Source organism: Escherichia sp. MOD1-EC6162 (genome assembly GCF_002965125.1).
Lineage (GTDB): Bacteria > Pseudomonadota > Gammaproteobacteria > Enterobacterales > Enterobacteriaceae > Escherichia > Escherichia marmotae.
Genome location: NZ_PTSB01000024.1, coordinates 1 through 23,535 on the forward strand (window position 1 = coordinate 1; position 23,535 = coordinate 23,535).

Annotated in this window: 22 protein-coding genes and 1 pseudogene; 8 read left to right on the top strand and 15 right to left on the bottom strand. The window is 47.2% G+C overall.

All coding sequences use genetic code 11. From position 1 onward, the window contains the following. The 3 genes and pseudogenes from A9587_RS17875 to gadW form a co-directional block, all read left to right on the top strand. Nucleotides 1–214, top strand: a pseudogene (locus A9587_RS17875) (glutamate decarboxylase); the annotation flags it as partial. A gap of 356 nt (nt 215–570) precedes the next feature. Then, a complete protein-coding gene (gene gadX / locus A9587_RS17880) occupies nt 571–1,395 on the top strand; it encodes a DNA-binding transcriptional regulator GadX (RefSeq protein ID WP_001191824.1) in 825 nt (274 codons plus the stop codon). A gap of 367 nt (nt 1,396–1,762) precedes the next feature. After that, complete coding sequence (gene gadW / locus A9587_RS17885; RefSeq protein ID WP_000951549.1) at nt 1,763–2,491, top strand: acid resistance transcriptional activator GadW; 729 nt, start codon at nt 1,763–1,765, stop codon at nt 2,489–2,491. Between the two features lie 36 nt (nt 2,492–2,527). Here gadW and A9587_RS24500 read toward each other — a convergent pair whose 3' ends face one another. The 5 genes from A9587_RS24500 to hdeD all read right to left on the bottom strand — a co-directional run bounded on the left by A9587_RS24500 (nt 2,528) and on the right by hdeD (nt 9,334). Next, a complete protein-coding gene (locus tag A9587_RS24500; RefSeq protein ID WP_032141470.1) occupies nt 2,528–2,743 on the bottom strand; it encodes a hypothetical protein in 216 nt (71 codons plus the stop codon). Between the two features lie 113 nt (nt 2,744–2,856). Beyond that, nucleotides 2,857–5,970, bottom strand: a complete 3,114-nt coding sequence (mdtF, locus tag A9587_RS17895; protein WP_000024856.1) for a multidrug efflux pump RND permease MdtF — start codon at nt 5,968–5,970, stop codon at nt 2,857–2,859. 24 nt (nt 5,971–5,994) lie between these two features. Further along, nucleotides 5,995–7,104: a multidrug transporter subunit MdtE gene (gene mdtE, locus A9587_RS17900; protein ID WP_306173773.1), complete on the bottom strand. Its 1,110-nt coding sequence runs from the start codon at nt 7,102–7,104 to the stop codon at nt 5,995–5,997. A 412-nt stretch (nt 7,105–7,516) separates the two neighbouring features. After that, the gene (gene gadE, locus A9587_RS17910; RefSeq protein ID WP_000576682.1) at nt 7,517–8,044 is read right to left on the bottom strand and encodes an acid resistance transcriptional activator GadE; all 528 of its coding nucleotides are present in this window, start codon (nt 8,042–8,044) and stop codon (nt 7,517–7,519) included. 714 nt (nt 8,045–8,758) lie between these two features. Beyond that, nucleotides 8,759–9,334, bottom strand: coding sequence for an acid-resistance protein HdeD (gene hdeD / locus A9587_RS17915; RefSeq protein ID WP_000965682.1), 576 nt, complete (start codon nt 9,332–9,334; stop codon nt 8,759–8,761). 254 nt (nt 9,335–9,588) lie between these two features. On the opposite strand from hdeD, the gene hdeA reads away from it, so the two are divergent. The 3 genes from hdeA to A9587_RS17930 all read left to right on the top strand — a co-directional run bounded on the left by hdeA (nt 9,589) and on the right by A9587_RS17930 (nt 11,075). After that, nucleotides 9,589–9,921: an acid-activated periplasmic chaperone HdeA gene (gene hdeA / locus A9587_RS17920; protein WP_000756548.1), complete on the top strand. Its 333-nt coding sequence runs from the start codon at nt 9,589–9,591 to the stop codon at nt 9,919–9,921. Nucleotides 9,922–10,037: 116 nt separating this feature from the next. Next, nucleotides 10,038–10,364: an acid-activated periplasmic chaperone HdeB gene (gene hdeB, locus A9587_RS17925; RefSeq protein WP_001517295.1), complete on the top strand. Its 327-nt coding sequence runs from the start codon at nt 10,038–10,040 to the stop codon at nt 10,362–10,364. Between the two features lie 63 nt (nt 10,365–10,427). Beyond that, complete coding sequence (locus A9587_RS17930; RefSeq protein ID WP_010381017.1) at nt 10,428–11,075, top strand: MgtC/SapB family protein; 648 nt, start codon at nt 10,428–10,430, stop codon at nt 11,073–11,075. 52 nt (nt 11,076–11,127) lie between these two features. On the opposite strand, the gene A9587_RS17935 is transcribed toward A9587_RS17930, so the two are convergent. From A9587_RS17935 to shuT, 6 genes are read right to left on the bottom strand one after another with little or no spacing between them, the layout of a single operon-like run. Continuing rightward, on the bottom strand, nt 11,128–11,898 hold the full coding sequence (locus tag A9587_RS17935) for a heme ABC transporter ATP-binding protein (RefSeq protein ID WP_001517293.1): 771 nt from the start codon (nt 11,896–11,898) through the stop codon (nt 11,128–11,130). After that, nucleotides 11,895–12,887: a heme ABC transporter permease ShuU/ChuU gene (gene shuU / locus A9587_RS17940; RefSeq protein ID WP_000910396.1), complete on the bottom strand. Its 993-nt coding sequence runs from the start codon at nt 12,885–12,887 to the stop codon at nt 11,895–11,897. The genes A9587_RS17935 and shuU overlap by 4 nt, the downstream gene beginning before the upstream one ends. Before the next feature lie 50 nt (nt 12,888–12,937). After that, nucleotides 12,938–13,561 (bottom strand): anaerobilin reductase, encoded by a 624-nt coding sequence (gene chuY / locus A9587_RS17945; RefSeq protein ID WP_105263317.1) that lies wholly within the window; start codon nt 13,559–13,561, stop codon nt 12,938–12,940. Further along, complete coding sequence (hutX, locus tag A9587_RS17950; protein WP_001517292.1) at nt 13,561–14,055, bottom strand: heme utilization cystosolic carrier protein HutX; 495 nt, start codon at nt 14,053–14,055, stop codon at nt 13,561–13,563. The genes chuY and hutX overlap by 1 nt, the downstream gene beginning before the upstream one ends. Before the next feature lie 12 nt (nt 14,056–14,067). After that, on the bottom strand, nt 14,068–15,405 hold the full coding sequence (gene hutW, locus A9587_RS17955) for a heme anaerobic degradation radical SAM methyltransferase ChuW/HutW (protein ID WP_001517291.1): 1,338 nt from the start codon (nt 15,403–15,405) through the stop codon (nt 14,068–14,070). Between the two features lie 19 nt (nt 15,406–15,424). Continuing rightward, a complete protein-coding gene (gene shuT / locus A9587_RS17960; protein WP_010381027.1) occupies nt 15,425–16,348 on the bottom strand; it encodes a heme ABC transporter substrate-binding protein ShuT in 924 nt (307 codons plus the stop codon). A 776-nt stretch (nt 16,349–17,124) separates the two neighbouring features. Between shuT and chuA the strand changes: the two genes are divergently transcribed. After that, a complete protein-coding gene (gene chuA / locus A9587_RS17970; RefSeq protein WP_336595932.1) occupies nt 17,125–19,014 on the top strand; it encodes a TonB-dependent heme/hemoglobin receptor ChuA/ShuA in 1,890 nt (629 codons plus the stop codon). Between the two features lie 48 nt (nt 19,015–19,062). After that, nucleotides 19,063–20,091, top strand: coding sequence for a hematinate-forming heme oxygenase ChuS (gene chuS, locus A9587_RS17975; RefSeq protein ID WP_001017197.1), 1,029 nt, complete (start codon nt 19,063–19,065; stop codon nt 20,089–20,091). Nucleotides 20,092–20,152: 61 nt separating this feature from the next. Here chuS and A9587_RS17980 read toward each other — a convergent pair whose 3' ends face one another. From A9587_RS17980 to arsB, 4 genes are all read right to left on the bottom strand, one after another. Next, nucleotides 20,153–20,683, bottom strand: coding sequence for a helix-turn-helix domain-containing protein (locus A9587_RS17980; protein WP_061090552.1), 531 nt, complete (start codon nt 20,681–20,683; stop codon nt 20,153–20,155). 142 nt (nt 20,684–20,825) lie between these two features. Then, a complete protein-coding gene (gene slp, locus A9587_RS17990; RefSeq protein WP_001044202.1) occupies nt 20,826–21,392 on the bottom strand; it encodes an outer membrane lipoprotein Slp in 567 nt (188 codons plus the stop codon). Between the two features lie 390 nt (nt 21,393–21,782). Further along, nucleotides 21,783–22,208: a glutaredoxin-dependent arsenate reductase gene (gene arsC, locus A9587_RS17995; RefSeq protein WP_000065763.1), complete on the bottom strand. Its 426-nt coding sequence runs from the start codon at nt 22,206–22,208 to the stop codon at nt 21,783–21,785. 12 nt (nt 22,209–22,220) lie between these two features. Then, nucleotides 22,221–23,510: an arsenite/antimonite:H(+) antiporter ArsB gene (gene arsB, locus A9587_RS18000; protein WP_016249316.1), complete on the bottom strand. Its 1,290-nt coding sequence runs from the start codon at nt 23,508–23,510 to the stop codon at nt 22,221–22,223. Nucleotides 23,511–23,535: the final 25 nt, after the last annotated feature.

Here is a 23,535-nt window from a genome sequence, read left to right on the forward strand (position 1 = left end):
TGAACGTCTGCGCCTGCGCGGCTGGCAGGTTCCAGCCTTCACCCTTGGCGGTGAAGCCACTGACATCGTGGTGATGCGTATTATGTGTCGTCGTGGCTTCGAAATGGACTTCGCTGAACTGTTGCTGAAAGACTACAAAGCCTCCCTGAAATACCTCAGCGATCACCCGAAACTGCAGGGTATTGCCCAGCAGAACAGCTTTAAACATACCTGATAACAGGGCGTTATAATAATCTTTGCCCCGGTTTGAAAACCGGGGCATACGTTCATTAGCGCAATATTAATATTATATTGATTTTGTATTCATGGCGTTGTTAAGTTGTATCTAATATAAATCTTTCTAAAATCAAACAAAATGACGCCAGTAGATCATTTGTTTTGTATTAATCTCCTTACGTTGGTACTTTCGATTTTTTTATTATAAATTCAATGCTCTTACACAATTTTCCTTCACATTTAATCAATTCCCCTGTCAAAATTGTTTAAATTTATTTGCCAATAAATTTGACTTAAGATGGCGGCGTGCTACATTAATAATCAGTAATATATTTATGTTATATTAAGTCAACTATGCAATCACAATATGGGAATTGTTTAATTGCGTACGCAAAACATAAATTTATTCTCACTATGTTGAATGGTGAATATCGCTGCTTTAATGGCGGTGATGTGGTTTTTGCGGATGCAAGCCAGATCTTGATTGATAAGTGTGTAGGTAACGTCGTATTAGTCACGAAGGACACACTTTCACTATTTCTCCCGATGCTCAAGGAGGAGACGCTAAATCTTTATACCTATAAAAAAGCTCCTTCGTTAGTTGTTCATCATTGTTCCAGAGAGATCCCTGTTTTTCAGGAAGTTGTACATCTTTCGCAAAATCAAGATCTCCGCTATGGTGAGATATTACGTAAAAGAGCATTAACATTTGCGTTATTGTCTATTTTTCTTGAAGATAAACAGTTTATACCACTGCTTATGAATATTTTGCGACCGAATATGCGAACGCGGGTTTGCACGGTCATCAATAATAATATTGCTCATGAATGGTCATTAGCACAGATTGCCAGTGAGTTATTGGTGAGTCCGAGTTTGTTAAAGAAAAAATTGCGTGAAGAAGAGACATCGTATTCACAGTTACTGACTGAATGTAGAATGCAGCGGGCGTTGCAACTGATTGTTGTTCATGGTTTTCCAATAAAACGAGTAGCCGTATCCTGCGGTTATAACAGTGCGTCGTATTTTATTTATGTCTTTCGAAACTATTATGGTATGACGCCGACAGAGTATCAGGAGCGAATAGCGCAGGGAATACTGAATGGTGACCCGATAGCAAGTTTTGTTGGGCAGGGAAATTTTTACAGTTCTGAACGCCATGCTGAAGGGATAAGACTCTGATTCTTTACTCAGACATAAAAAAAACCCGGCATAGGGGACCGGGAAGAGGATAGTCTGCCGTCTCCAGACTAATAAACCGTTATAACGCTCCTTGTTGACACGGGAAACTTTGTGCTCTCAGTAAATAAAATATAACTTTAATTGTCGATAATATCAGCCATTTTTTTATAAACATAAGCTATACGCTTTCTTAAAATATATTGCTGACGCATTTACTTATTAGTAATTAGCTGTTATGTACACTGCGCTATGGCTAGCTTTTGGTCCTACCAATTTTGGCAGTTTTGGCTCACGGAGTGAATCATTCATCATTTCATTTGTATACTGAAATTGTAATGTTCGTGGTAATGGAATATAAGGGCTTGTCATGGCACATGTTTGTTCGGTGATCCTCACCTGTCGCTCATTTGATATATACCATGAGCAGCAAAAACTATCTTTGTATAAAGATAGTATTCTACTGATAGAAAAAAATATGGCGGAGAGTTTTGACTTTAATGAATCAAATGTCCGCAGGCTGGATATTGATGAACGAATAATTACTCATTACTTACACAATGTCCGTCCACCGTTCCGGTGTTTAGGATTGCACAATAAAAAAAAGCTGTTAGTTAACATGACCCCACCGATGCCGTTGGTTACAGCAATATTCGATAGTTTTACTAAAGAGGACATTGCTTCAACGACATTAAATAATATGCTCTATTTCTCCTGCCTTTCGATGTTTTCACGAAATAAAGAGCTGATTCCATTCCTTTTTAATAGTATTAGTACCATTGCAGGAAAAGTTGAACGCATTATTAGCTTTGATATTGCCAGACGCTGGTATCTGCGTGATATCGCAGAAAAGATGTATACCAGTGAAAGCCTAATCAAAAAGAAGCTACAGGATGAAAACACCTGCTTTAGTAAAATATTACTGGCCTCGCGAATGTCGATGGCCAGACAATTGCTCGAGTTACGACAATTCCCGCTACCGATGATCGCAGAAAAATGTGGCTATAGCAGTACGTCGTACTTTATTAACACTTTCCGCCAGTATTATGGCGTAACACCACACCAGTTTGCGCAACAGTCAACAGGGACTTTTTCCTGACTTCATCTATCATTCGAAAGTCGGTCAGGATCTGCTTTACGCTTCATGTAAAAATCTTTTCCCATCCATATTTGCCGGGGGCACCGGCAAGTTCTCTTTGGCAGTTCGCAAACGGATATTAGTATTTTCAGGAGGAAAAGGTGCAGCATGTTTGGAGTTATTAAGCTGATTATTCATATAATTACGGGAATGCTGGTTTGTGTCGTACTGTTCAAGTTGATGACCAATGGCTGGAGTGGTTTCTACTTTCAATGCTGTTTGCTAAGTCTGGTATTCCTGATGGTTAGCTGGTTGTTGAGTAGTGAATGGTTGTCAGGAAAGAGTAAGGCAGAACATTCACGTTCAGCCTTACTCTCATTCATACGTTACGCTTTTTTAAAGCGGGCAAAGAGATGTTCCACAACGACGAAAAAGACGGGAACGAAGTAAATCGCCAGCACGGTTGCTGCAAACATCCCCCCCATAACGCCTGTACCGACCGCATTTTGTGCGCCGGAACCTGCGCCATGACTGATAACCAGTGGCAGTACGCCAAGAATAAAGGCCAGAGAGGTCATCAGGATCGGGCGTAAACGCATCCGCGCCGCTTCGATAATCGCCTCTACCGGTGTCTTCCCTTCTTTCTGCATCATCTCAACCGCAAATTCGACGATCAGGATGGCGTTCTTGGCTGAAAGCCCGATGGTGGTCAGCAAACCGACCTGGAAGTAGACGTCATTGCTCAGGCCGCGCAGGTCAGTTGCCAGTAATGCGCCAATAACGCCCAACGGAACAACCAACATCACCGAGAATGGAATTGACCAGCTTTCATACAACGCGGCGAGGGCGAGGAACACCACGACCAGTGAAATGGCATACAGCGCGGGTGCCTGGTTGGACGATAACGCTTCCTGATACGACAGCCCAGTCCAGGAGTAGCCGACGCCCGCCGGAAGTTTAGCCACCAGTTCTGCCATAAACTTCATCGCGTCACCGGTACTTTTTCCAGCAGCGGCCTCCCCTAAAATCTCCATCGACGGAATGCCGTTGTAGCGTTCCAGTCGCGGCGAACCGTAGGTCCATTCTGTTGAAGAATAAGCGGAAAGCGGTGCCATCGTGCCGGAGGCGTTGCGTACATACCACTGGTTGATGTTGTCCGGCAGCATACGGAACGGTGTTCCTGCCTGGACATACACTTTTTTCACACGCCCCTGGTTGAGGAAGTCGTTCACGTAGCTACTGCCGAAGGCGGTAGAGAGGGTCTGGTTGATATCAGACAGCTCCACGCCCATCGCTTCGGCTTTCGCGGCGTTGACGTTCACTTTGAACATTGGCGTATCTTCCAGGCCGTTCGGGCGAACCGCCGTTACCTGGTCAGGCGATTGTGCTGCCAGTGACAGCAACTCGTTTCTCGCCTGAGTCAGCTTTTCGTGCCCCAGGTTGCCGTTGTCCAGTAGTTCCATATCAAAACCTGATGCTGTACCCAGCTCCGCTACCGCAGGTAAGTTGAACGGGAAAATCACCGCTTTATTGATACTGCTCAGAGCCACCATCGCCCGCTGAATGATTGCGGTCACCGAGTTTTCCTCACCGACGCGTTCAGACCACGGTTTCAGGCTGATAAATGCCAGACCGTTGTTTTGCCCCTGGCCGCTAAAGCCGAAGCCGCCAACGGTAAACACCGACTGGACATTATTTTTCTCTTTTGTCAGATAGTAATCGGTTACTTGTTGCAGCACTTTAGTGGTGTTAACCATTGTGGAACCTGACGGTAACTGCGCCGTGGTCATAAATACCCCCTGATCCTCTTCCGGTAAGAAAGAGGTCGGTGTACGCAGGAACAGCACCGCCATCCCAGCACAAATCAGCAGGTATACCACCATATAGCGACCAGTGCAGCGCAACAGTGAGCGGGTACTGTCGGTATAGTGCTGAGTCGATTTCTCAAACAGATGGTTGAAGCGTTCGAACAAGGCGTTCGGTTTGTGACCGCCTTCCGGTGTGGCTTTCAAAATGGTGGCGCAAAGGGCTGGGGTCAGACTCATTGCCACAAACACCGAAAGCAACATAGAGGAGATCAGCGTAATGGAGAACTGGCGATAAATTTCCCCGGTTGCGCCGCTCATAAAGGCCATCGGCATAAATACCGCAGAAAGAACAACGGCAATCCCGACCAGCGCACGCTGGATTTGCCCCATCGATTTATGCGTCGCTTCTTTCGGTGGCAGTTTATCTTCCGCTATCACGCGTTCAACGTTTTCTACCACCACGATGGCATCATCCACCAAAAGCCCTATAGCTAACACCATCCCAAACATGGTGAGGGTGTTGATGGTAAAACCGACCGCCGACAAAATCGCAAATGTGCCGAGAATAACGACCGGCACGGCGATAGTTGGGATAATCGTAGCGCGAATATTTTGTAAAAACAGATACATGACCAGGAAGACGAGGATGATAGCTTCAACCAGCGTTTTGAAAACTTCCTGAATTGAAATTTTGATAAATGGTGTGGTGTCGTAAGGGTAAACCGTTTTCAGGCTGGCGGGGAAATAGGCTGATAATCGGTTTAACTCCGCTTTTACCGCCCGCGAGGTATCAAGGGCATTCGCTCCGGCAGCCAGCTTGATAGCAATCCCGGCAGCAGGTTTGCCGTTATAACGCGCCACAGTGGAATAATCTTCTGCTCCCAACTCGATGCGGGCAACGTCGCGCAGCAATACTTGCGAACCATCTTGCTGCACTTTCAGCAGGATTTTGCCAAATTCTTCCGGCGTTTGTAGACGCGTCTGCACAATGATTGAGGCGTTCAGTTGCTGGTCTGCCGCCTGTGGCATCCCCCCCAGTTGACCACCGGAAATCTGGTTGTTCTGTACCTTGATTTGGGAAATAACATCAGAAGGAACGAGACTGTATTTATTGAGTTTTTGTGGGTCCAGCCAGATACGCATGGCGTACTCTGACCCAAAGAGCTGCACGCTACCGACGCCCGCGGTACGGCTTAGTGGATCCTGGAGGTTAGAAGCCACATAGTCCGCGATATCGTATTGGTTGAGACTACCGTTATCAGAAATAAACGCCGCTACCATCAGGATGTTGCTGCTCGACTTATTAACGCTGATCCCTTGTTGCTGCACCGCTTCTGGTAACGAAGGCATCGCGAGTTGCAGTTTATTCTGCACCTGAACCTGCGCAATATCGGGCGATGTTCCCGTTTCAAAGGTCAGGGTGATGGAAGCATTGCCTGCCGCATCGCTGGTTGATGACATATACATCAGGCCATCCAGCCCATTCATATTTTGTTCGATCACTTGAGTGACCGAGTCTTCTACCGTTTGCGCATCAGCCCCCGGATAGGTAGCGCTGATGGTGATGGTCGGCGGCGCAATCTGCGGATACTGCGCAACCGGTAGGTTCATGATCGCCAGCCCACCCGCGAGCATCATAATAATGGCAAGTACCCAGGCAAAAACCGGGCGATCAATAAAATAGTTAGCCATGAAAGTCCCCTTAAGCCTGCAACGTTACTGTTTCGATTCGGTGCTGGCGTTTTCCTGGCTGGAGGAAATTGCGCGTGCTTTGATACCTGGATGAATGCGTTGCAAACCGGAAACGATCACCCGATCGCCAGCTTGCAAACCAGAGGTAACAACCCACTGATTTCCGATGGCTTTGGTTGCGTCAATTTCGCGTAACTGTACAACATCGTCTTTATCCAGAATGAGCGCCGTTGCTTTGCCCTGGGAGTTATGGGTAACGCCTTCTTGCGGTACTAACAACACATTCTGCCGACTACCTTCATCCACTAAAGCCGTGACGTACATACCAGGCAGCAAGTCACCATTCGGGTTGGGGAAAATTGCACGCAACGTGACGGAGCCGGTGGTTTCATCCACTGTCGGGTCGGAGAATTTCAGCGTGCCGGTCTGGCTGTAACGTTTGCCATTTTCCAGGTTAAGCTGCACTGGCGTACTGCCCTGAACCTGTTTGATTTGCCCACTGGCGACTTCCTCTTTCATGCGCAAAAAATCCTGCACTGATTGGGTGAGGTCGACATAAATCGGGTCCAGACGCTGCACGGTTACCAGAGAGTCTCCCTGATTAGCGGTGACTAATGCGCCGACGGTCACCGACGATTTTCCGCTGACGCCAGTAATGGGCGAGGTGACATTAGCGTATTGCAGATTGATGGTTGCCTGCTCAACAGCCGCTTTGGCGACGGCGACATTGGCTTCCGCTTCATTCAGTTGGGTGCGCGCGGTGTCGTAATCCTGGCGGCTGACATAGTTGGTTTTCAGCAACGATGCCTGGCGATTGAAGGTGATGCGGGCATTGCTGGCGGTGGAGAGGGCTTTCGCCAGCGAACCTTTCGCGGAGTTCAGCTCTGCCTGCAATGGAGCAGGGTCAATCTGATAAAGTGAATCCCCCTGGTTGACCTTATCACCCTCGATAAAGTTGCGTTTAATGATAATGCCACCCACCTGGGGGCGTATCTCGGCAACTTCATAAGGAACGGTTCTGCCGGGCAGTTCGCTCATCACATTGACCGAACCGGGGGAGAGCGTCACTACCCCCACTTCAGGCGTCATAGCGGCGGCATTTTCCGCCGATTTGTCATCGCAGGCGGTGAGCATCGCGCCGCAGAATAACAACGGTATTAACAGTTTTCTTTTTCTGTTCATTTTAGTCCCTGAAAATTCGTGAGAAATAACGGTTCTTTGAATTACGCGCGGGGAGAGGTATGAGGGATTTACAGACCAGCGGCATAATGCAAGCCATGGGGTTGTAAGCCAGCGAGGGAGCATGTAGGCAGAGCGACCAATATAGTGACGCGAATGGCAAAAAAAATGTTGCCGTTCTGCCGACAGTCTCTGCCTGCATCCGGGCAACGAAGGTTTCTACTGGTGGATACACATACCAGGGGAATAAGCTCGTTTTTGCTTCTCCTTTGGTTATCACCGGGAGTAATGGAGTCAGCATTTGCATCCCTCGTCATGCCAGCCATTAATTTCAGGCAATTATCGCTGGGCCACATCGACTCCTTATTTAGAAATAAGAAGAGATCCCCAGAGTCACGATGTCGCTCATACGTCTAAGTTTCAGCTTGTACATGATATTGAATTTCTGGATCTTTAATGTTTGTTGAGAAATATTCAGTGTTGACGTGATATTACTTTCATTTTTATTTTTCAGAATCAGTTGCATGATTTTGAATTGATTATGCGAGAAACATAATTGAGAATTCTTATGGGGCAAGTGTTTTCCATAGGTAATATCAAGCAGAGTGTTAATGCTTTCTTTGCGGCTGATAAAATAAATAGGTGACTGACTTTTAAGTTTACTGATGTGATAAGGTGCCAGAACAATGATTCTTTCGGCATCTAATTTCTCAAGAAACTTAATCGCTTCTTCATCAAGGATATGATTATGATAGGTATCAATGATCACCTTGAATGGTTTGTTGCCTATGCTTTTTATCTCTGACAGGGAGTTGATTTTTATCATTTCGTGATTATCTTTCAACTGCAAAAAGCCCTGTAAAAGAAAAGAATCCTTCGTCATGAGAAAAATCATAACTTGCTCCTTAGCCGTTATCGTTTCGAACATGTTGTCCTTTTCATTATTTACATCCATGTCCGAATATGGTGTTCAATATAGTAAACGCCTATAAGAACTTTGCCCTTCGTGAACTAATACGTCTATTAACACTAATCAAAACTTCAGATTTATCCATTACGTACTCCATATATTGATCCTAGGTAATATTCCTGGTTGTTATCAATTTGTGATTAGTAAACAGAATATTAACAGTTTGCAGGAATCTACCCAAGAATAAGTTATAATTTATCCGTTTGTGATCTCTGAAGAATATTACTAAAGTTAAAGCGTAATCCGATTTAAATATTGAGTCTCCTTGTTTCTATTTAAGCTGGCAATTGGATTGCCAGCTTTCTTTTAGTGCATTGATAGTGCAAAAACAAACCCCAGACTGTACCCATAGTATCGACGTTTATGGAACCTTCAGTTCACTTTCTCACAGCACTTCTAAAACATTAAACCTGACAACGAAAAATATCAGCCATGATAATGTTTGAAATGGCTAATTTGCTGCAAAATAAAGAAAAATATAAAATTTTCAAATGGTTGGTTTAATCGTTGTGTGATAGTTATTTCAACAATAGTACGTAATTTATCAAAGGAGTAATGCGGTGATGTGAATATTGCCAGGATCATAGTCATTATACGTAACTATGATCCAGGCTAAAAAATGGAGCAGAGATAGGTCTGCTAGTTATTATTTTTTACGAACAAACTAGCAAAGCTGAACAGGCTGGCAGCGCTAAATATCAGTTCGATCCCTACCAGGGTTGACACCAATGTCACAGAAACCATTGGCGTTGCGCCAAGGAAGATCCAGGCAATGACGATATCCAGCACGCCAATAACGAGTTGTAACCAACTGCCTTTCATTGAGCGCTGGCGATACCAACTCATCAGGCGAATAACCCCTGCGACACAGAACAATCCTGCAATAAACGCCGCAATGGCGAAAATCCCCAGTTCTGGTGCACGGATGAAGAAATAGCCGATCAATAAATAGGCTATCGCCACGAGGAAACCCGATAATACAGGCCAGAAATTATGACTGCGGTTGCTGAATAATCCAACAATAAGCGCAATACCCGAACAGATTAATAATACGCCAACGACTGTGCTTAGAATGTCGCCAGAAACAAACGGGAAACTGATACATAACAAACCGACGATAAACAGCAGCACGGCAATAAACTGGATCGCTCTGCGGTGCTTTTTAAGCATCTCCAGATCAAATTTTAAAATTGTTGCCTTATCTATATATAACATAGAACCACCCTATAAATTTAAGAAGGAAAACCCCTGCTATCAATCTATGCCAAAAATGCATCAGAGAATGCAGTTGATTTAATAAAAATTTCCTAATTACTGTGCTTGATGACTATGTAACCTATTGTATTATAATAAAAATATCTGATTTTGATATTTTGTCTCAACATGACATACCCAGAAAACCAGGTTATAACCTCAATGTCGAAATTGATTCGTGACGGCTCTTTCACTTTATAGTTGAGGATATTACGATGAAAAAAGTATTAGGCGTTATTCTAGGTGGTCTGCTTCTTCTGCCTGTAGTGAGCAATGCAGCCGATGCGCAAAAAGCAGCCGACAATAAAAAACCGGTCAACTCCTGGACCTGTGAAGATTTCCTGGCTGTAGACGAATCCTTCCAGCCGACTGCAGTCGGTTTTGCTGAGGCTCTGAATAATAAAGACAAACCAGAAGATGCGGTTTTAGATGTTCAGGGTATTGCAACCGTAACGCCTGCTATCGTTCAGGCTTGTACCCAGGATAAAAAAGCCAGCTTTAAAGATAAAGTTAAAGGCGAATGGGACAAAATCAAGAAAGATATGTAATTAAGGGAATGCGTTACATCGTATTTCCTTAAATATTGAACAGGCCGGAATACCTTGCGTTAAAAGCAGGTGATCCTCCTGTTCATATGTAAATTATTTATTGAATGGGTTGTAAAATGAATATTTCATCTCTACGTAAAGCCATTGTTTTTGTTGGCGCTGTAGCAGCTCTGTCACTGGTGAATGCGCAATCTGCACTGGCTGCTAATGAATCTGCTAAGGATATGACTTGTCAGGAATTTATTGACCTGAATCCAAAAGCAATGACACCTGTTGCATGGTGGATGCTGCATGAAGAAACAGTTTATAAAGGCGGTGATACTGTAACCTTAAACGAAACTGACCTGACTCAGATCCCTAAAGTGATTGAATACTGTAAGAAAAATCCGCAGAAAAATTTGTATACCTTCAAAGATAAATTGGCAAATGTCCTGCCGAATTAACAGGAATAAAGCAAAAAGGAGTAGCAAGTTGAGCCATCTTGCTGCTCCTTTTTGCGTTTTTATATGACTAGCGAATTCATTATTCGTTTGATCCTGGCCGCAATTGTTTGTGGTGCTATTGGCATAGAAAGGCAAATACGCGGCAAAGGTGCTGGTTTACGTACCCATGTCTTGATTGGTATGGGCAGTGCGCTGTTTATGATTGTGTCGAAATATGGTTTTGCTGATGTGCTGGCGTTCGACCATGTCGGGCTTGATCCCAGCCGTATTGCCGCTCAGGTCGTCACTGGCGTCGGGTTTATCGGCGCGGGGAACATCCTCGTTCGTAATCAAAATATTGTCGGTTTAACTACCGCTGCGGATATTTGGGTAACAGCAGCGATCGGTATGGTGATTGGCAGCGGCATGTATGAACTGGGGATTTACGGTTCTGTAATGACCTTATTGGTGCTGGAAGTCTTCCATCAATTAACCTTCCGCCTGATGAGCAAAAATTATCATTTGCAGCTTACGTTGGTGAACGGTAATACAGTGTCGATGCTCGACTGGTTTAAGCAGAAAAAAATAAAAACAGATTTAGTTTCGTTGCAGGAAAATGAAGATCATGAGGTGGTTGCTATTGATATCCAGCTTCATGCTACGACGCCGATAGAAGACCTGTTGCGATTACTAAAAGGAATGGCAGGGGTGAAAGGTGTTTCAATTAGCTGATGTTCATAATAGTTAATTCGACAGGAGTACCAGACTGGCACTCCCGTCGTATTTAATGATCGAGGACGATCAGTGGCGAATGATTAGCGGGATCGCTTAATACTGTAATATCCGCGCCGTAGAGCGTAGTTAGCGCCTGCTGCGTCAACACATCTTGCGGTTTGCCATTTGCGACAACTCTGCCTTTTTGCATTAATACGACACGGTCAGCATAACGGGCAGCAAGATTAAGATCGTGCAATACGCAGCAGACGTTAAATTGCCGTTCTCGAACTAACTGACGTAATAAACGAAATAGATGTTGTTGATGGTGAATATCCAACGCCGAAGTTGGTTCATCAAGAAATAACCATTTTGGCGAGGGTATTGCTTCCCAGAGTTGCACCAGCAGGCGAGCCAATTGCACACGCTGTTGTTCGCCGCCGGATAATTGCCGGTAGTCGCGGTTAGCTAACGACTGACAGTCACATAACGCCAGTATTTGTGCCGTTTCATCACCCTGATTACCGGTACGATAAGGATGTCGCCCCATCTGGATCACTTCTTGTACGCTGAATGGAAACGCCATATGGCTATTCTGACGCATCACGGCCCGGTGTTTCGCCAGTTCGGTAATTGACCATTCATTTAATGGCTTATTAAATAACCGGCATTCGCCGCTATCAGGTTGAAGATAGCCGGTTAGCTGGCGAAGCAGCGTGGATTTTCCCGCACCGTTAGGGCCGAGAATGGCAACAATTTCTCCGCCGGGAAAAGTCAGCGAGACATTGTCAGTCAGACGTCGCCCATGAAGGCTATAAACCAGGTTTTTGGCGCTGATCATGCGATCCTCCGGTTACGCAGAATCAACCACATAAAATAAGGCCCACCAAGCAGACTGGTTAATAATCCTACGGGCATTTCTGCTGGCTGTACCAGCGTGCGGGCAAGTGTGTCTGCCATCAGTAACAAACAGGCTCCGGCGAGGGCAGAGCAAGGGATTAGCCAGCGGTGATTCGCCCCGGTCGTCATGCGAATCAGATGCGGGATCACCAGGCCAATAAAACCGATAATGCCGCTTACCGATACCGCAGCACCAACCAGCAGCGAGCTAATCAACAGTAATTGTTGGCGTTTGCGCTTTACGTTCACGCCGAGGTAATGGGCTTCTTCATCACCAAGTTGCAGCAAATTCAGCGTCCCGGCGAGACAGGTTGTTGCCATAATGGCTGGCAGAATGAATGAACTGGCGACCAATAATGTCGGCCATTGCGCCTGACCGAGATTGCCCATCATCCACAACGTGAGTTGTCGTAGCTGCTGCTCATCGCCTATATAGCTCAGTATGCCGATCGCCGCACCGCACAGGGCGTTGATGGCGATCCCGGCGAGTAACAATTGCATCATGCTGCCATCGCGATGGCGCTGTGTGATGAGAAAAATGACGGTGCAGACCACTAAACTTCCGGCGATGGCAAACACCATTTGCTCATAGAGCACCAGCACCACAGGGAAGGAAAAGGGCAGGACAATTGCCACGCCAACCATTAATGCTGAACCGCTACTGACGCCGAGCAATCCTGGGTCAGCCATGGGGTTGCGAAAAAGCCCCTGCATAATTACCCCAGCGGTTGCCAACGCTGCGCCTACCAGCACTGCCAGTAAAACGCGTGGCAGGCGAATATTCAGCCAGATATCGCGGTATTCCTCATCAAGAAGGGCGCTAAAGCTGATTTTTAACGCTCCCTGACTGGCACCGAACAGCACCAGGGCAAGCAATAATAGTGATAGCCCCATAAAGACACTGGCGGAAGAAAATGAATCCTTGAGCACGTAAAACTCCGTTATGACGTTGCGGCGCGGAGAGCCTGCGCCGCATGGGATTACGCCGGTTTCAGGCCCGGTTCAATCAGACTGTAGATCTGCTTATTGAGTGCTGGCGCGTTTGCCAGTTCATGAATGTGTGCGGCAACATCGGCACGGTGGACAAAACCATGACACTCCTGATTTTGTATCCGTTGTGCTTTGCCTGTTGCTGCGCCGTCAAGCAGTCCGCCAGGGCGGAGAATGGCGTAGTCAAGCCGGCTGGTTTGTAGCCAGCTTTCCGCCAGTGTTTTTTCCCGTACCGCCTGACCAAACGCGGCTTTTGCCCGCTCCGATAAGAACGGCCAGCTATCGCCGCATCCCAAAGAAGTCACCAGAATCATGCGTCTGATGTCTGCTTTTTCGGCTTCATCAATCACTGTTCTGTGCGCCAGATAATCCTGTGTGCCACCCATTGATGAGATGACAAGCGCATCCGGACCCGCAGCGCGACAGGCGGCTGCGACTATGCTGGCGTCACAAGCGTCACCAGTAAAAACCTGTACGCCTTGTTGCGCCAGCCTCGTGGCGGCATCGGCATGACGAACGACAGCGACGACCGGACGTTGTTCCGCCAGTGCCAGTTCGAGCGTTCTGGCTCCAACCCCCTTTCCGCCTGCGCCAAAGAGTAGCCAGGGCGTCATCAGGCGTGTTCCTTCAGAGATGCCGCCAGAGTATGGAAGGCGCTGACTTGTTCACTCAGGAGCTGACGATGCTCATCCCGACCGAGGAAAATTTTCAGCATGGCGTTGCCTTCTTTATTGAAAAAGAGAATAGAGGCGGTATCCATGCCCATAAATTTACGTTCGATCAAGGCAATATGCGTGCAGTTTTCTGCTTTGATATGCCCGGACATGCCCTGTTTTCCGCGCAGGTTGAAATAGCCGTGGCGATGGAAACCGGAAGGTAGTTCGCCGCTAAATTCGAGGATCACATCAGCGGTATGCACCAGCGTGGTGACCTTGCCCCATTCGCAGACGGTATCCCAGACAGTATCGAATTTATCGCCTGGCACGATTGTCGGGGAGGGGAGGTTTTTCACCACTTCCAGCAGTGAGGTATTGTATTGTTCGGCAATAGCCTCCAGCGTACCGTCTGGCTCCGTTTTCAAAAATTCCTGTAACGAGACATGGCTCATAAGTCACTCCTGTTATGGTTTTTCAAGCGCAATCGCTGGCGCATTAAGTATCTGAATTAGCTCATTAAGAGACTGCAAAATGTTGCTTGCCCAGAAACGACCTTCATTGGTCAACCGCAGGCAAGTTGAAGCATCGCGGCTTAAGCCTTTTTGGTGCCACTGAGCCAGTAACGGTGCGAGTTTTTCGGCATGTGGCGTAAGTTCGTCCAGCGGTACACGCGCCGTTTCAATACCCGACTGCAAGGTATGACGCCACTGCGCGTTACGTTCGGCGTTACGCATGAGCATCATCAACGGTTTTTTGCCTGCCGCGACGGATTCATGCCAGGTCTGAAGATTGCGTTCGTTCATCCAGGAGTAACCATTAATCGAACCGCCTGCGCCGGAACCAAAGGCCAGACAATCGGCACCTTGCTTAATCAGCAAGTTATAGAGATTGCGTTCGCGTGTGGTGCGGCCCCAGTGGCTGTTACTGATGCAGCGCCAGCCCGCGTCTTCCATAAAATCACATCCTTGCAGGTAAAGATCGCGACGTTCTGCCGGAGAGGGCACGGTAGTGCGCCCGTTTTCCACGGCTTTGCCCAGCGGCGTGTTGGGAAGGACGTTGAGCGCATAGAGATCGACGCCGTCGAGGCCGATATCACGGGCAATAGCCAGATCTTCTCCCCAGGTTTGTGCATCCTGACCAGGCAGGCCAAACAGCAGGTCGCAGACCACCGCAGCACGGTCGCGTTTGACCAGGCTTTCCATAAACGCAATGGCAGTTGGGCCATCTGAGGTGCGTGCCATCTTCTTGCGGATTTTGCTGTTAAATGACTGAATGCCAATCGAGAAGCGGTTTGCTCCCGCATCAAGGCAAGCGTCGATTCGGTCAGCGTCAAAATTCAGCACCCGGCCTTCAATCGTGATTTCGCAATCAGGTGCCAATGGCAGCTTTTCTCGTAATGTGGTGATGATTCTGGCCAAATCGCGTGCCGAAAGCGCGGAAGGCGTACCGCCACCGAAATAGACCGCATGGATGGGCGCGGACTGATGCAATACGTTGTCTGACTCCAGTTCGATTTCTCGAATCAGGGCGTTGGTATAATGAGCACACGCATCTTCATTAAAACGATTCTGATAAAAACCGCAAAACGTGCAGTGTGTCGCACAAAATGGAATGTGCAGATAAACCAGTCGTTTACGTGGTGCTGCTGTTTGGTTGATCATCGCTTGCCAGGTTTGCGCCAGTTGCTCTTTGGCGACCGGAATAGCCCCGCGAAATGGCATCATGGCGCGTCTGTCTTTAAATGGCTGCGCACCGTCTAAAGCAAAATGTGGCTTGAGATCTAACGTAGTATTCGTATTCATATGTCTGATTCAAATCCATTTATTGCGGCCAAAGTTGCTGGTGTAACGACTCAACGACATCAGCAATACGCGGGCCCATTCCCAGAATCAGGTTTTGATCAACGGTGATAATACGCTGGTTCTTCCAGGCGGCAGTGTGGGTAATTCCGGCAATAGAACGCAGACGATTAATATCGCCATCGACCATTTGTGAGGTTACGACAATCACTTCAGGGTTAGCCGCAATCAGCGATTCCGCGCTGTAGCTTTTGTATTGCTGGTGGGTAGCGACGTTTTCTGCTCCGGCAAGCGACAAAATGGCGTCTGCGACGCTGCCTTTACCGGCAACCTGTGGCGCACTGCCGCCAGCAGAGAGAATAAACATCGCTTTAACCGGGGCTTTTTTTGCCGCCACGCTTTGCTGTACTCGCTCCAGGCGTTGATTGATTTGTGTCACCAGCGCGTCACCTTGTTCAGGAACCTGTAACGTTTTTGCCAGTTGATGAATGTTGGCGTACATCTGCTCAAGGGTGGCGGGTACACGCGGCAGAGTGACGACATTGACCTTTTGCGCCCGTAGCTGGTCGAGCACAATTTGCGGTCCTGCATCCTGCCAGGTAATTACGCTATCCGGGCGAAGTGACAAAATGCCTTCGCTGCTTAGCTGTTTCCAGTAGCCAATATGCGGCAGTTTGGCGGTTTCTGGTGGATAAGATGTCGTTTCATCGACACCAACCACGCGGTCGCCAGCGCCCATCGCGTAGATCAGCTCCGTCAGTGATCCTCCTGCGACCACAATGCGTTCGGCAGCCGTTGCACTAAAGGCCCAACTAAGTGCCAACACTGCCGTAAACAGTTTTTTCATGGGGATACGTTTTACAGTGGTCTTCGCGGTGGAGGCCATAACTGAAATACATAACGTTAGTGGGGAAAAAAGAAACAGCCTGTTGGTGATCCTTGGCATCATATGAGAACTCGTATCAAATTGAGAATGATCATGATTATCATTTGAGTTATATATGAAACACAACCATCGATTCAATACACAAGGTGTTACAAGCGTATTTATTTTTGATTTTTATCAAGATGCTTCGTCAGCTAACGTTATTGTTGCCGACTAAATTTCAGGGCGGGAAAAAGCGGAGATCTCAGGGATATTGCGGCTTACAGAGCGAAGAGATGGGGAAATTATTGCCGTTAACGACAAAGCTTCGTGATGACGCCGTGAGGAATTACCACAAGAACAGGATGGTTTCCAGGAGACAAGATAGATTTCATAACCCCCTGTTTATTGTGCTAATAGCGGTTAAAAAAAAGCTTGATCATAAAAAATTGATCGATAATAATTCTCATTATCACGCTTGGTTTTAACAAAATATGACTATATGGATAACAAATTCATAGCTTTTGCGAAGGATAACGCACAGCACTCTTCACTTCAGACGTGGTGTACCACTTTGCCTGACAAAGAGGGCGTGCTTTTGCGCAATGGTCAGAAATACCAGGTAATTTCACGGGATATAAACGCCAATTAACTCACCCGGCTAATACTATCGCGTTGAATCACAAATAAATTTATTTTTCGCCAGCCACCCCGGTTTTTACCCAGGCAGCCAGCATTTTTTATTTTCCTCATGGAGAATCGCTATGTCACGTCCGCAATTTACCTCGTTGCGCTTGAGTTTGTTGGCTTTGGCTGTTTCTGCCAGCTTGCCGACGATTGCTTTTGCTACTGAAACCATGACCGTTACGGCAACAGGGAATGCACGCAGTTCCTTCGAAGCGCCAATGATGGTCAGCGTTATCGACACTTCCGCCCCTGAAAACCAAACGGCTACGTCAGCCACCGATCTACTGCGTCATGTTCCAGGGATTACCCTTGATGGTACTGGGCGTACAAATGGACAGGATGTGAATATGCGTGGCTATGACCATCGCGGCGTGTTGATCCTTGTTGATGGTGTTCGTCAGGGAACCGATACCGGGCACCTGAATGGGACTTTCCTCGATCCGGCGCTGATCAAACGTGTTGAGATTGTCCGTGGACCTTTGGCATTACTGTATGGCAGTGGCGCATTGGGAGGGGTTATCTCCTACGATACGGTCGATGCAAAAGATTTATTGCAGGAAGGACAAAGCAGCGGTTTTCGTGTCTTTGGCACTGGCGGCACGGGAGATCATAGCCTGGGGTTAGGCGCGAGTGCTTTTGGGCGAACGGAAAATCTGGATGGTATTGTGGCCTGGTCCAGCCGCGATCGTGGTGATTTACGCCAGAGCAATGGCGAAACCGCGCCGAATGATGAGGCCATTAATAACATGTTGGCGAAAGGGACCTGGCAAATTGATTCTGCCCAGGCTCTGAGTGGATTAGTGCGTTATTACAATAACGACGCGCGCGAACCAAAAAATCCGCAGACCGTTGAAGCTTCTGACAGCAGTAATCCGATGGTTGATCGTTCAACGATTCAACGTGATGCGCAACTTGCTTATAAATTCGCGCCAGTGGGCAACGACTGGTTAAATGCCGATGCAAAAGTTTACTGGTCGGAAGTCCGTATTAATGCCCAGAACACGGGGAGTTCCGGCGAATATCGTGAACAGACAACAAAAGGTGCCAAACTGGAGAACCGTTCCACGCTGTTTGCCGATAGTTTTGCTTCTCACCTGCTGACATATGGCGGTGAGTATTATCGTCAGGAACAGCATCCGGGCGGTGCGACAACGGGCTTCCCGCAAGCGAAAATCGATTTCAGCTCCGGCTGGCTACAGGATGAGATCACCTTACGCGATCTGCCGATTACCCTGCTCGGCGGAACCCGCTATGACAGCTATCGCGGCAGCAGTGATGGTTACAAAGATGTTGATGCCGACAAATGGTCGTCTCGCGCGGGGATGACTATCAACCCGACCAACTGGCTAATGTTATTTGGTTCGTATGCCCAGGCATTCCGCGCGCCGACGATGGGTGAAATGTACAACGATTCTAAGCACTTCTCGATTGGTCGCTTCTATACCAACTATTGGGTGCCGAACCCGAACTTACGTCCGGAAACCAACGAAACTCAGGAATACGGCTTTGGGCTGCGTTTTGATGACCTGATGTTGTCCAATGATGCCCTGGAATTTAAAGCCAGCTACTTTGATACCAAAGCGAAGGATTACATCTCCACAACCGTCGATTTCGCGGCGGCGACAACCATGTCTTATAACGTCCCGAACGCCAAAATCTGGGGTTGGGATGTAATGACGAAATATACCACTGACCTGTTTAGCCTTGATGTGGCCTATAACCGTACCCGCGGCAAAGACACCGATACCGGAGAATATATCTCCAGCATTAACCCGGATACCGTTACCAGCACCCTGAATATTCCGATCGCCCACAGTGGCTTCTCTGTCGGCTGGGTTGGTACGTTTGCCGATCGCTCAACACATGTCAGCAGCAGTTACAGCAAACAACCAGGCTACGGCGTGAATGATTTCTACGTTAGTTATCAAGGACAGCAGGCGCTCAAAGGCATGACCACCACTCTGGTACTGGGCAACGCCTTCGATAAAGAGTACTGGTCACCGCAGGGTATCCCGCAGGATGGTCGTAACGGAAAAATTTTCGTGAGTTATCAATGGTAATCATCAGCCCCGATATTTCGGGGCATTTATCTGGAAGGAAGAGAGACAATGAACCACTACACACGCTGGCTTGAGTTAAAAGAACAAAATCCCGGAAAGTACGCGCGTGACATCGCAGGTTTAATGAATATCAGCGAAGCAGAACTGGCATTTGCCCGTGTCACGCACGATGCGTGGCGGATGCGCGGCGATATTCGTGAAATTCTCGCGGCGCTGGAAAGCGTTGGCGAAACCAAATGTATCTGTCGTAATGAATATGCTGTTCATGAGCAAGTTGGGGCATTTACCAACCAGCATTTGAACGGCCATGCCGGATTAATACTCAATCCGCGCGCGCTGGATCTGCGTCTGTTTCTCAACCAGTGGGCCAGTGTTTTCCATATAAAAGAAACCACGGCTCGCGGCGAACGTCAGAGTGTTCAGTTCTTTGATCATCAGGGCGATGCGTTACTGAAAGTTTATGCCACCGACAATACCGATATGGCGGCATGGAGCGAGCTTCTGGCGCGTTTTATTGTCGAGGAAAATACGCCGCTTGAGTTAACAACGGTTGATGCACCTGCTGCGCATAGCAACGTCGATGCCAGTGCTGTAGAGCAAGAGTGGCGTGCGATGACGGATGTTCATCAGTTTTTTACGCTGCTCAAGCGGCATAACCTGACGCGCCAACAGGCGTTTAAACTGGTGGCAGACGATCTGGCCTGCAAAGTCGCCAATAGTGCGCTGGCGCAGATTCTGGAATCCGCCCAGCGAGATGGCAATGAGATCATGGTGTTTGTTGGCAACCGTGGCTGCGTACAAATTTTCACGGGTGTGGTAGAAAAAGTGGTGCCAATGAAAGGCTGGCTGAATATTTTCAACCCAACATTTACTCTTCATCTATTAGAAGAGAGCATCGCTGAAACCTGGGTTACCCGTAAACCGACCAGCGATGGCTACGTGACCAGCCTGGAATTGTTTGCCCATGATGGTACGCAGATTGCGCAACTTTATGGTCAACGTACAGAAGGCGAACAAGAGCAAGCGCAATGGCGTAAACAGATTGCGGCACTGACGCAAGAAGGCGTTGCTGCGTAACGTGTCATTGTCCGGAGGTCTGGCTGTCGCCGGGCCTCTTTATAAATATCGGCTGGAGAATTCAGACCAGATAATCAATATGTTGATGCCGTACCAGTTCGTTGATCCGCCTGAGGTTGAGGATCATCATAATATTGTGTTTATGACAGTAGAATGTTTTTAACGAGATTTTTAGTTTTCCCAGAATATCTTCTGTCGTCATTTGATTTGCAATGCAGGTCAGAACCTGATGCTGTTTGCGCGAGAGTGACACATCCGCTTCTGGCGCAGAACAGTAACTGCCATTGAGCAGCGCGACAAAGTCAATAATCGTAATATTTCTCTGAACAAAAGTTACCGGGACTTTCCCCAGACAGCGTTTAATATTAAACGGCGAGAAAACAATGACATGGACAGGTTGCAGACGTTCAATTTTGTTGAGCATTGATGAGTGGAATACATTATTCATTAATGTATCAATAATCACCAAAGCACCCTGATGCAACGTTAAGTCAATCTCTTCTTCGTTCTGTATATGAACGACATTACCCTTACTCAAAATATTTTTCATTGCGGTGAAAAACATGATGTCTTTGGTAATTATAAGAAACATAACCGACTCCTGTTGCGAGCATTAACTTCATAATCAGGTTGCCAAAGGTAATAAACAGGGCAGGACTTATAATTATAGTTGTATATTAATATTCATATTAAAGATGCAGATATTTGGAAAATATCTGCATCTTTAAACTAAATTATTTCACCAGTTCTGGCGTTACCTGGCTAACCGCATTGGTGTAATAAGGTGCGCCCCAGCCGGGTTCTGGCCAGAATGCGCCGTAGCCGTAATCCCACAGGTTGTAGGTGGTGTTGACCACTTCTCTCAAATGCCACACCTGAATCCCCTGTACATTCACGTCAACGAAGTTATACGGGACTTTATTGATAAAACCTGGCTGTTCGCCCTGAATCGTGCCGAGAACGGTGACAAAGTGGTTACGGTAGTTCACTGGGTCAAGGAAGCCATTTTGTCTGGCGAGCAGGCGACCCTGATAGTTGGCTTCAATTTCAGGTTTGGCATAGCTATCCAGCGGTAATACGGCGATTTCTAACAACGTATCTGTTTTGCCGTTAATAACGTTGATAACCTTACCGCCAAAGCGTGCCTGTTGACCAACATACAAATTTGGTTGGTTATGAACAGCAACAAAACTTTTTTGAATATCAGGTTGGTTATTGCCTTTGATATTTTGCGGAATCGAACTACATGCGGCAAGAAAAAATGAAAGGCTGAAGATGAGTGCACCTTTTGTCTTGTTCATGTTACTATCCTTATCAACAAATGTTAAAACCATAATAGATATTTCTTTATGGTTTTCATCTAATTCTCAGGTGATATGCCTGATAGTAATGTAAACCTGTCTGATATTTATATCTTGAACATTAGTCCCAGAGAGAGCATTGCTGTGTGATGTTATTACCCGTCTATTTATAATACTAGTCCTTTATTTAACTATTTTAATTAAATTGTTTTTTCTCTTATGGAACATAGAGTGCTAATTATTATCATTATGGTGATAACTGTTTATTAAAAGGGAAACTATTTATCTGTGAGGGCAGGAAGCGCAATTTACTGAAATTGCACGATCTCGCATCCGCTAAGAAATGATACGCGCTGCGTCAACGATTAGGGGCACAGTCGCCCCCTTTGTTTATTTTAATCGTTTACCTGAATCATCAACCACTTTCTCACCGTCTTCTTTGGTGAACGCCCCTTTCTGAGCATCCGGCAGGATCTCCAGCACTACTTCCGAAGGGCGGCACAGCCGGGTTCCCAACTGTGTTACCACAATTGGACGGTTAATCAGAATCGGGTGTTGCAACATAAAGTCGATTAACTGATCGTCAGTAAATTTATCGTCTGCAAGACTCAGTTCCTCATATGGTTCAACGTTTTTACGCAGCAGCGCGCGTACCGAAATTCCCATATCGGCAATGAGTTTGACCAGCTCGTCACGAGCCGGTGGGGTTTCCAGATAGTGGATAATAGTCGGTTCTGTACCGCTGTTGCGGATCATCTCCAGTGTATTACGCGACGTGCCGCAGGCCGGGTTGTGATAAATGGTAATGTTGCTCATATCAGTATCTCATTACAAAGTGAAAGAGAGACGTAGCGCCAGCGTGACCAGCGTTACAAACAGCACCGGCAGGGTCATAATAATTCCTGTACGGAAGTAATCCCCCCAGCTAATCGTCATATTCTTCTGCGAAAGTACGTGCAACCAGAGCAGTGTTGCCAGGCTACCAATTGGCGTAATTTTCGGCCCCAGATCGCAGCCAATAACGTTGGCGTAAACCATCGCTTCTTTGATCACGCCAGACGCCGTGCTGCCATCAATAGACAACGCACCAACCAGTACCGTAGGCATATTGTTCATAATAGAAGAGAGGAAGGCGGTCAGAAATCCGGTGCCCAGCGTCGCGGCCCACAGACCGTTATCTGCCAATACATTAAGTACGCCAGAAAGGTATTCTGTTAGCCCCGCATTGCGCAGGCCATAAACCACCAGATACATGCCGAGTGAGAAGATGACAATCTGCCAGGGTGCGCCGCGTAGCACTTTACCCGTATTGATAGCATGGCCGCGTTTAGCGATTACAAACAAAATTAGCGCGCCCACTGCCGCAATGGCGCTTACCGGGATACCGAGCGGTTCCAGAACGAAAAATCCCGCCAGCAAAAGCAATAAAACAACCCAGCCCGTTTTGAAGGTGGCAGGATCTTTAATTGCTTCGGCGGGAGGTTTCAGCAATGCCATATCGTAGTTCTGTGGAATATCTTTGCGAAAGTAGAGATGCAACATCACCAGCGTGGCCAGTATTGCGGCGATGTCCACCGGCACCATGACCGAGGCATATTCGCTAAAGCCGAGGCCAAAGAAATCTGCCGAAACGATATTTACCAGGTTGGATACGATAAGCGGCAGGCTGGCGGTATCGGCAATGAATCCAGCCGCCATGACGAATGCAAGCGTTGTGCCTTTACTGAAACCTAAAGCCAGCAACATGGCGATAACGATCGGCGTCAAAATAAGTGCCGCGCCATCATTGGCAAACAGAGCCGCAACGGTCGCACCGAGCAGGACTATCCAGGTAAACAGCAAGCGGCCACGCCCATGACCCCAACGTGAAACATGCAGCGCCGCCCATTCGAAAAAACCGGATTCGTCCAGCAGCAGGCTGATGATAATAACGGCAATAAATGCAGTAGTCGCATTCCAGACAATATTCCACACCACAGGAATATCGCCCGGATGTACCACACCCGTAACTAACGCCAGTCCCGCGCCCAACGCCGCACTCCAGCCGATGCCTAAACCTTTCGGCTGCCAGATAACCAATATGATGGTCAGGACAAAAATAGCGCCTGCCAGTAACATAATGCCTCCCTGAAATAACATATGC

What these genes read in the sequence shown, in the direction of transcription:
- hdeB (WP_001517295.1), top strand. Translation starts at nt 10,038, where the DNA reads ATGAATATTTCATCTCTACGTAAAGCCATTGTTTTTGTTGGCGCTGTA.
- A9587_RS17980 (WP_061090552.1), bottom strand. Translation starts at nt 20,683, where the DNA reads ATGTTTCTTATAATTACCAAAGACATCATGTTTTTCACCGCAATGAAA.
- arsB (WP_016249316.1), bottom strand. Translation starts at nt 23,510, where the DNA reads ATGTTACTGGCAGGCGCTATTTTTGTCCTGACCATCATATTGGTTATC.
- slp (WP_001044202.1), bottom strand. Translation starts at nt 21,392, where the DNA reads ATGAACAAGACAAAAGGTGCACTCATCTTCAGCCTTTCATTTTTTCTT.
- hutW (WP_001517291.1), bottom strand. Translation starts at nt 15,405, where the DNA reads ATGAATACGAATACTACGTTAGATCTCAAGCCACATTTTGCTTTAGAC.
- hutX (WP_001517292.1), bottom strand. Translation starts at nt 14,055, where the DNA reads ATGAGCCATGTCTCGTTACAGGAATTTTTGAAAACGGAGCCAGACGGT.
- hdeD (WP_000965682.1), bottom strand. Translation starts at nt 9,334, where the DNA reads ATGTTATATATAGATAAGGCAACAATTTTAAAATTTGATCTGGAGATG.
- A9587_RS17935 (WP_001517293.1), bottom strand. Translation starts at nt 11,898, where the DNA reads ATGATCAGCGCCAAAAACCTGGTTTATAGCCTTCATGGGCGACGTCTG.
- chuA (WP_336595932.1), top strand. Translation starts at nt 17,125, where the DNA reads ATGACCGTTACGGCAACAGGGAATGCACGCAGTTCCTTCGAAGCGCCA.
- chuY (WP_105263317.1), bottom strand. Translation starts at nt 13,561, where the DNA reads ATGACGCCCTGGCTACTCTTTGGCGCAGGCGGAAAGGGGGTTGGAGCC.
- mdtF (WP_000024856.1), bottom strand. Translation starts at nt 5,970, where the DNA reads ATGGCTAACTATTTTATTGATCGCCCGGTTTTTGCCTGGGTACTTGCC.
- mdtE (WP_306173773.1), bottom strand. Translation starts at nt 7,104, where the DNA reads ATGCTCACCGCCTGCGATGACAAATCGGCGGAAAATGCCGCCGCTATG.
- chuS (WP_001017197.1), top strand. Translation starts at nt 19,063, where the DNA reads ATGAACCACTACACACGCTGGCTTGAGTTAAAAGAACAAAATCCCGGA.
- arsC (WP_000065763.1), bottom strand. Translation starts at nt 22,208, where the DNA reads ATGAGCAACATTACCATTTATCACAACCCGGCCTGCGGCACGTCGCGT.
- shuT (WP_010381027.1), bottom strand. Translation starts at nt 16,348, where the DNA reads ATGCCAAGGATCACCAACAGGCTGTTTCTTTTTTCCCCACTAACGTTA.
- gadE (WP_000576682.1), bottom strand. Translation starts at nt 8,044, where the DNA reads ATGATTTTTCTCATGACGAAGGATTCTTTTCTTTTACAGGGCTTTTTG.
- gadW (WP_000951549.1), top strand. Translation starts at nt 1,763, where the DNA reads ATGGCACATGTTTGTTCGGTGATCCTCACCTGTCGCTCATTTGATATA.
- hdeA (WP_000756548.1), top strand. Translation starts at nt 9,589, where the DNA reads ATGAAAAAAGTATTAGGCGTTATTCTAGGTGGTCTGCTTCTTCTGCCT.
- A9587_RS17930 (WP_010381017.1), top strand. Translation starts at nt 10,428, where the DNA reads ATGACTAGCGAATTCATTATTCGTTTGATCCTGGCCGCAATTGTTTGT.
- gadX (WP_001191824.1), top strand. Translation starts at nt 571, where the DNA reads ATGCAATCACAATATGGGAATTGTTTAATTGCGTACGCAAAACATAAA.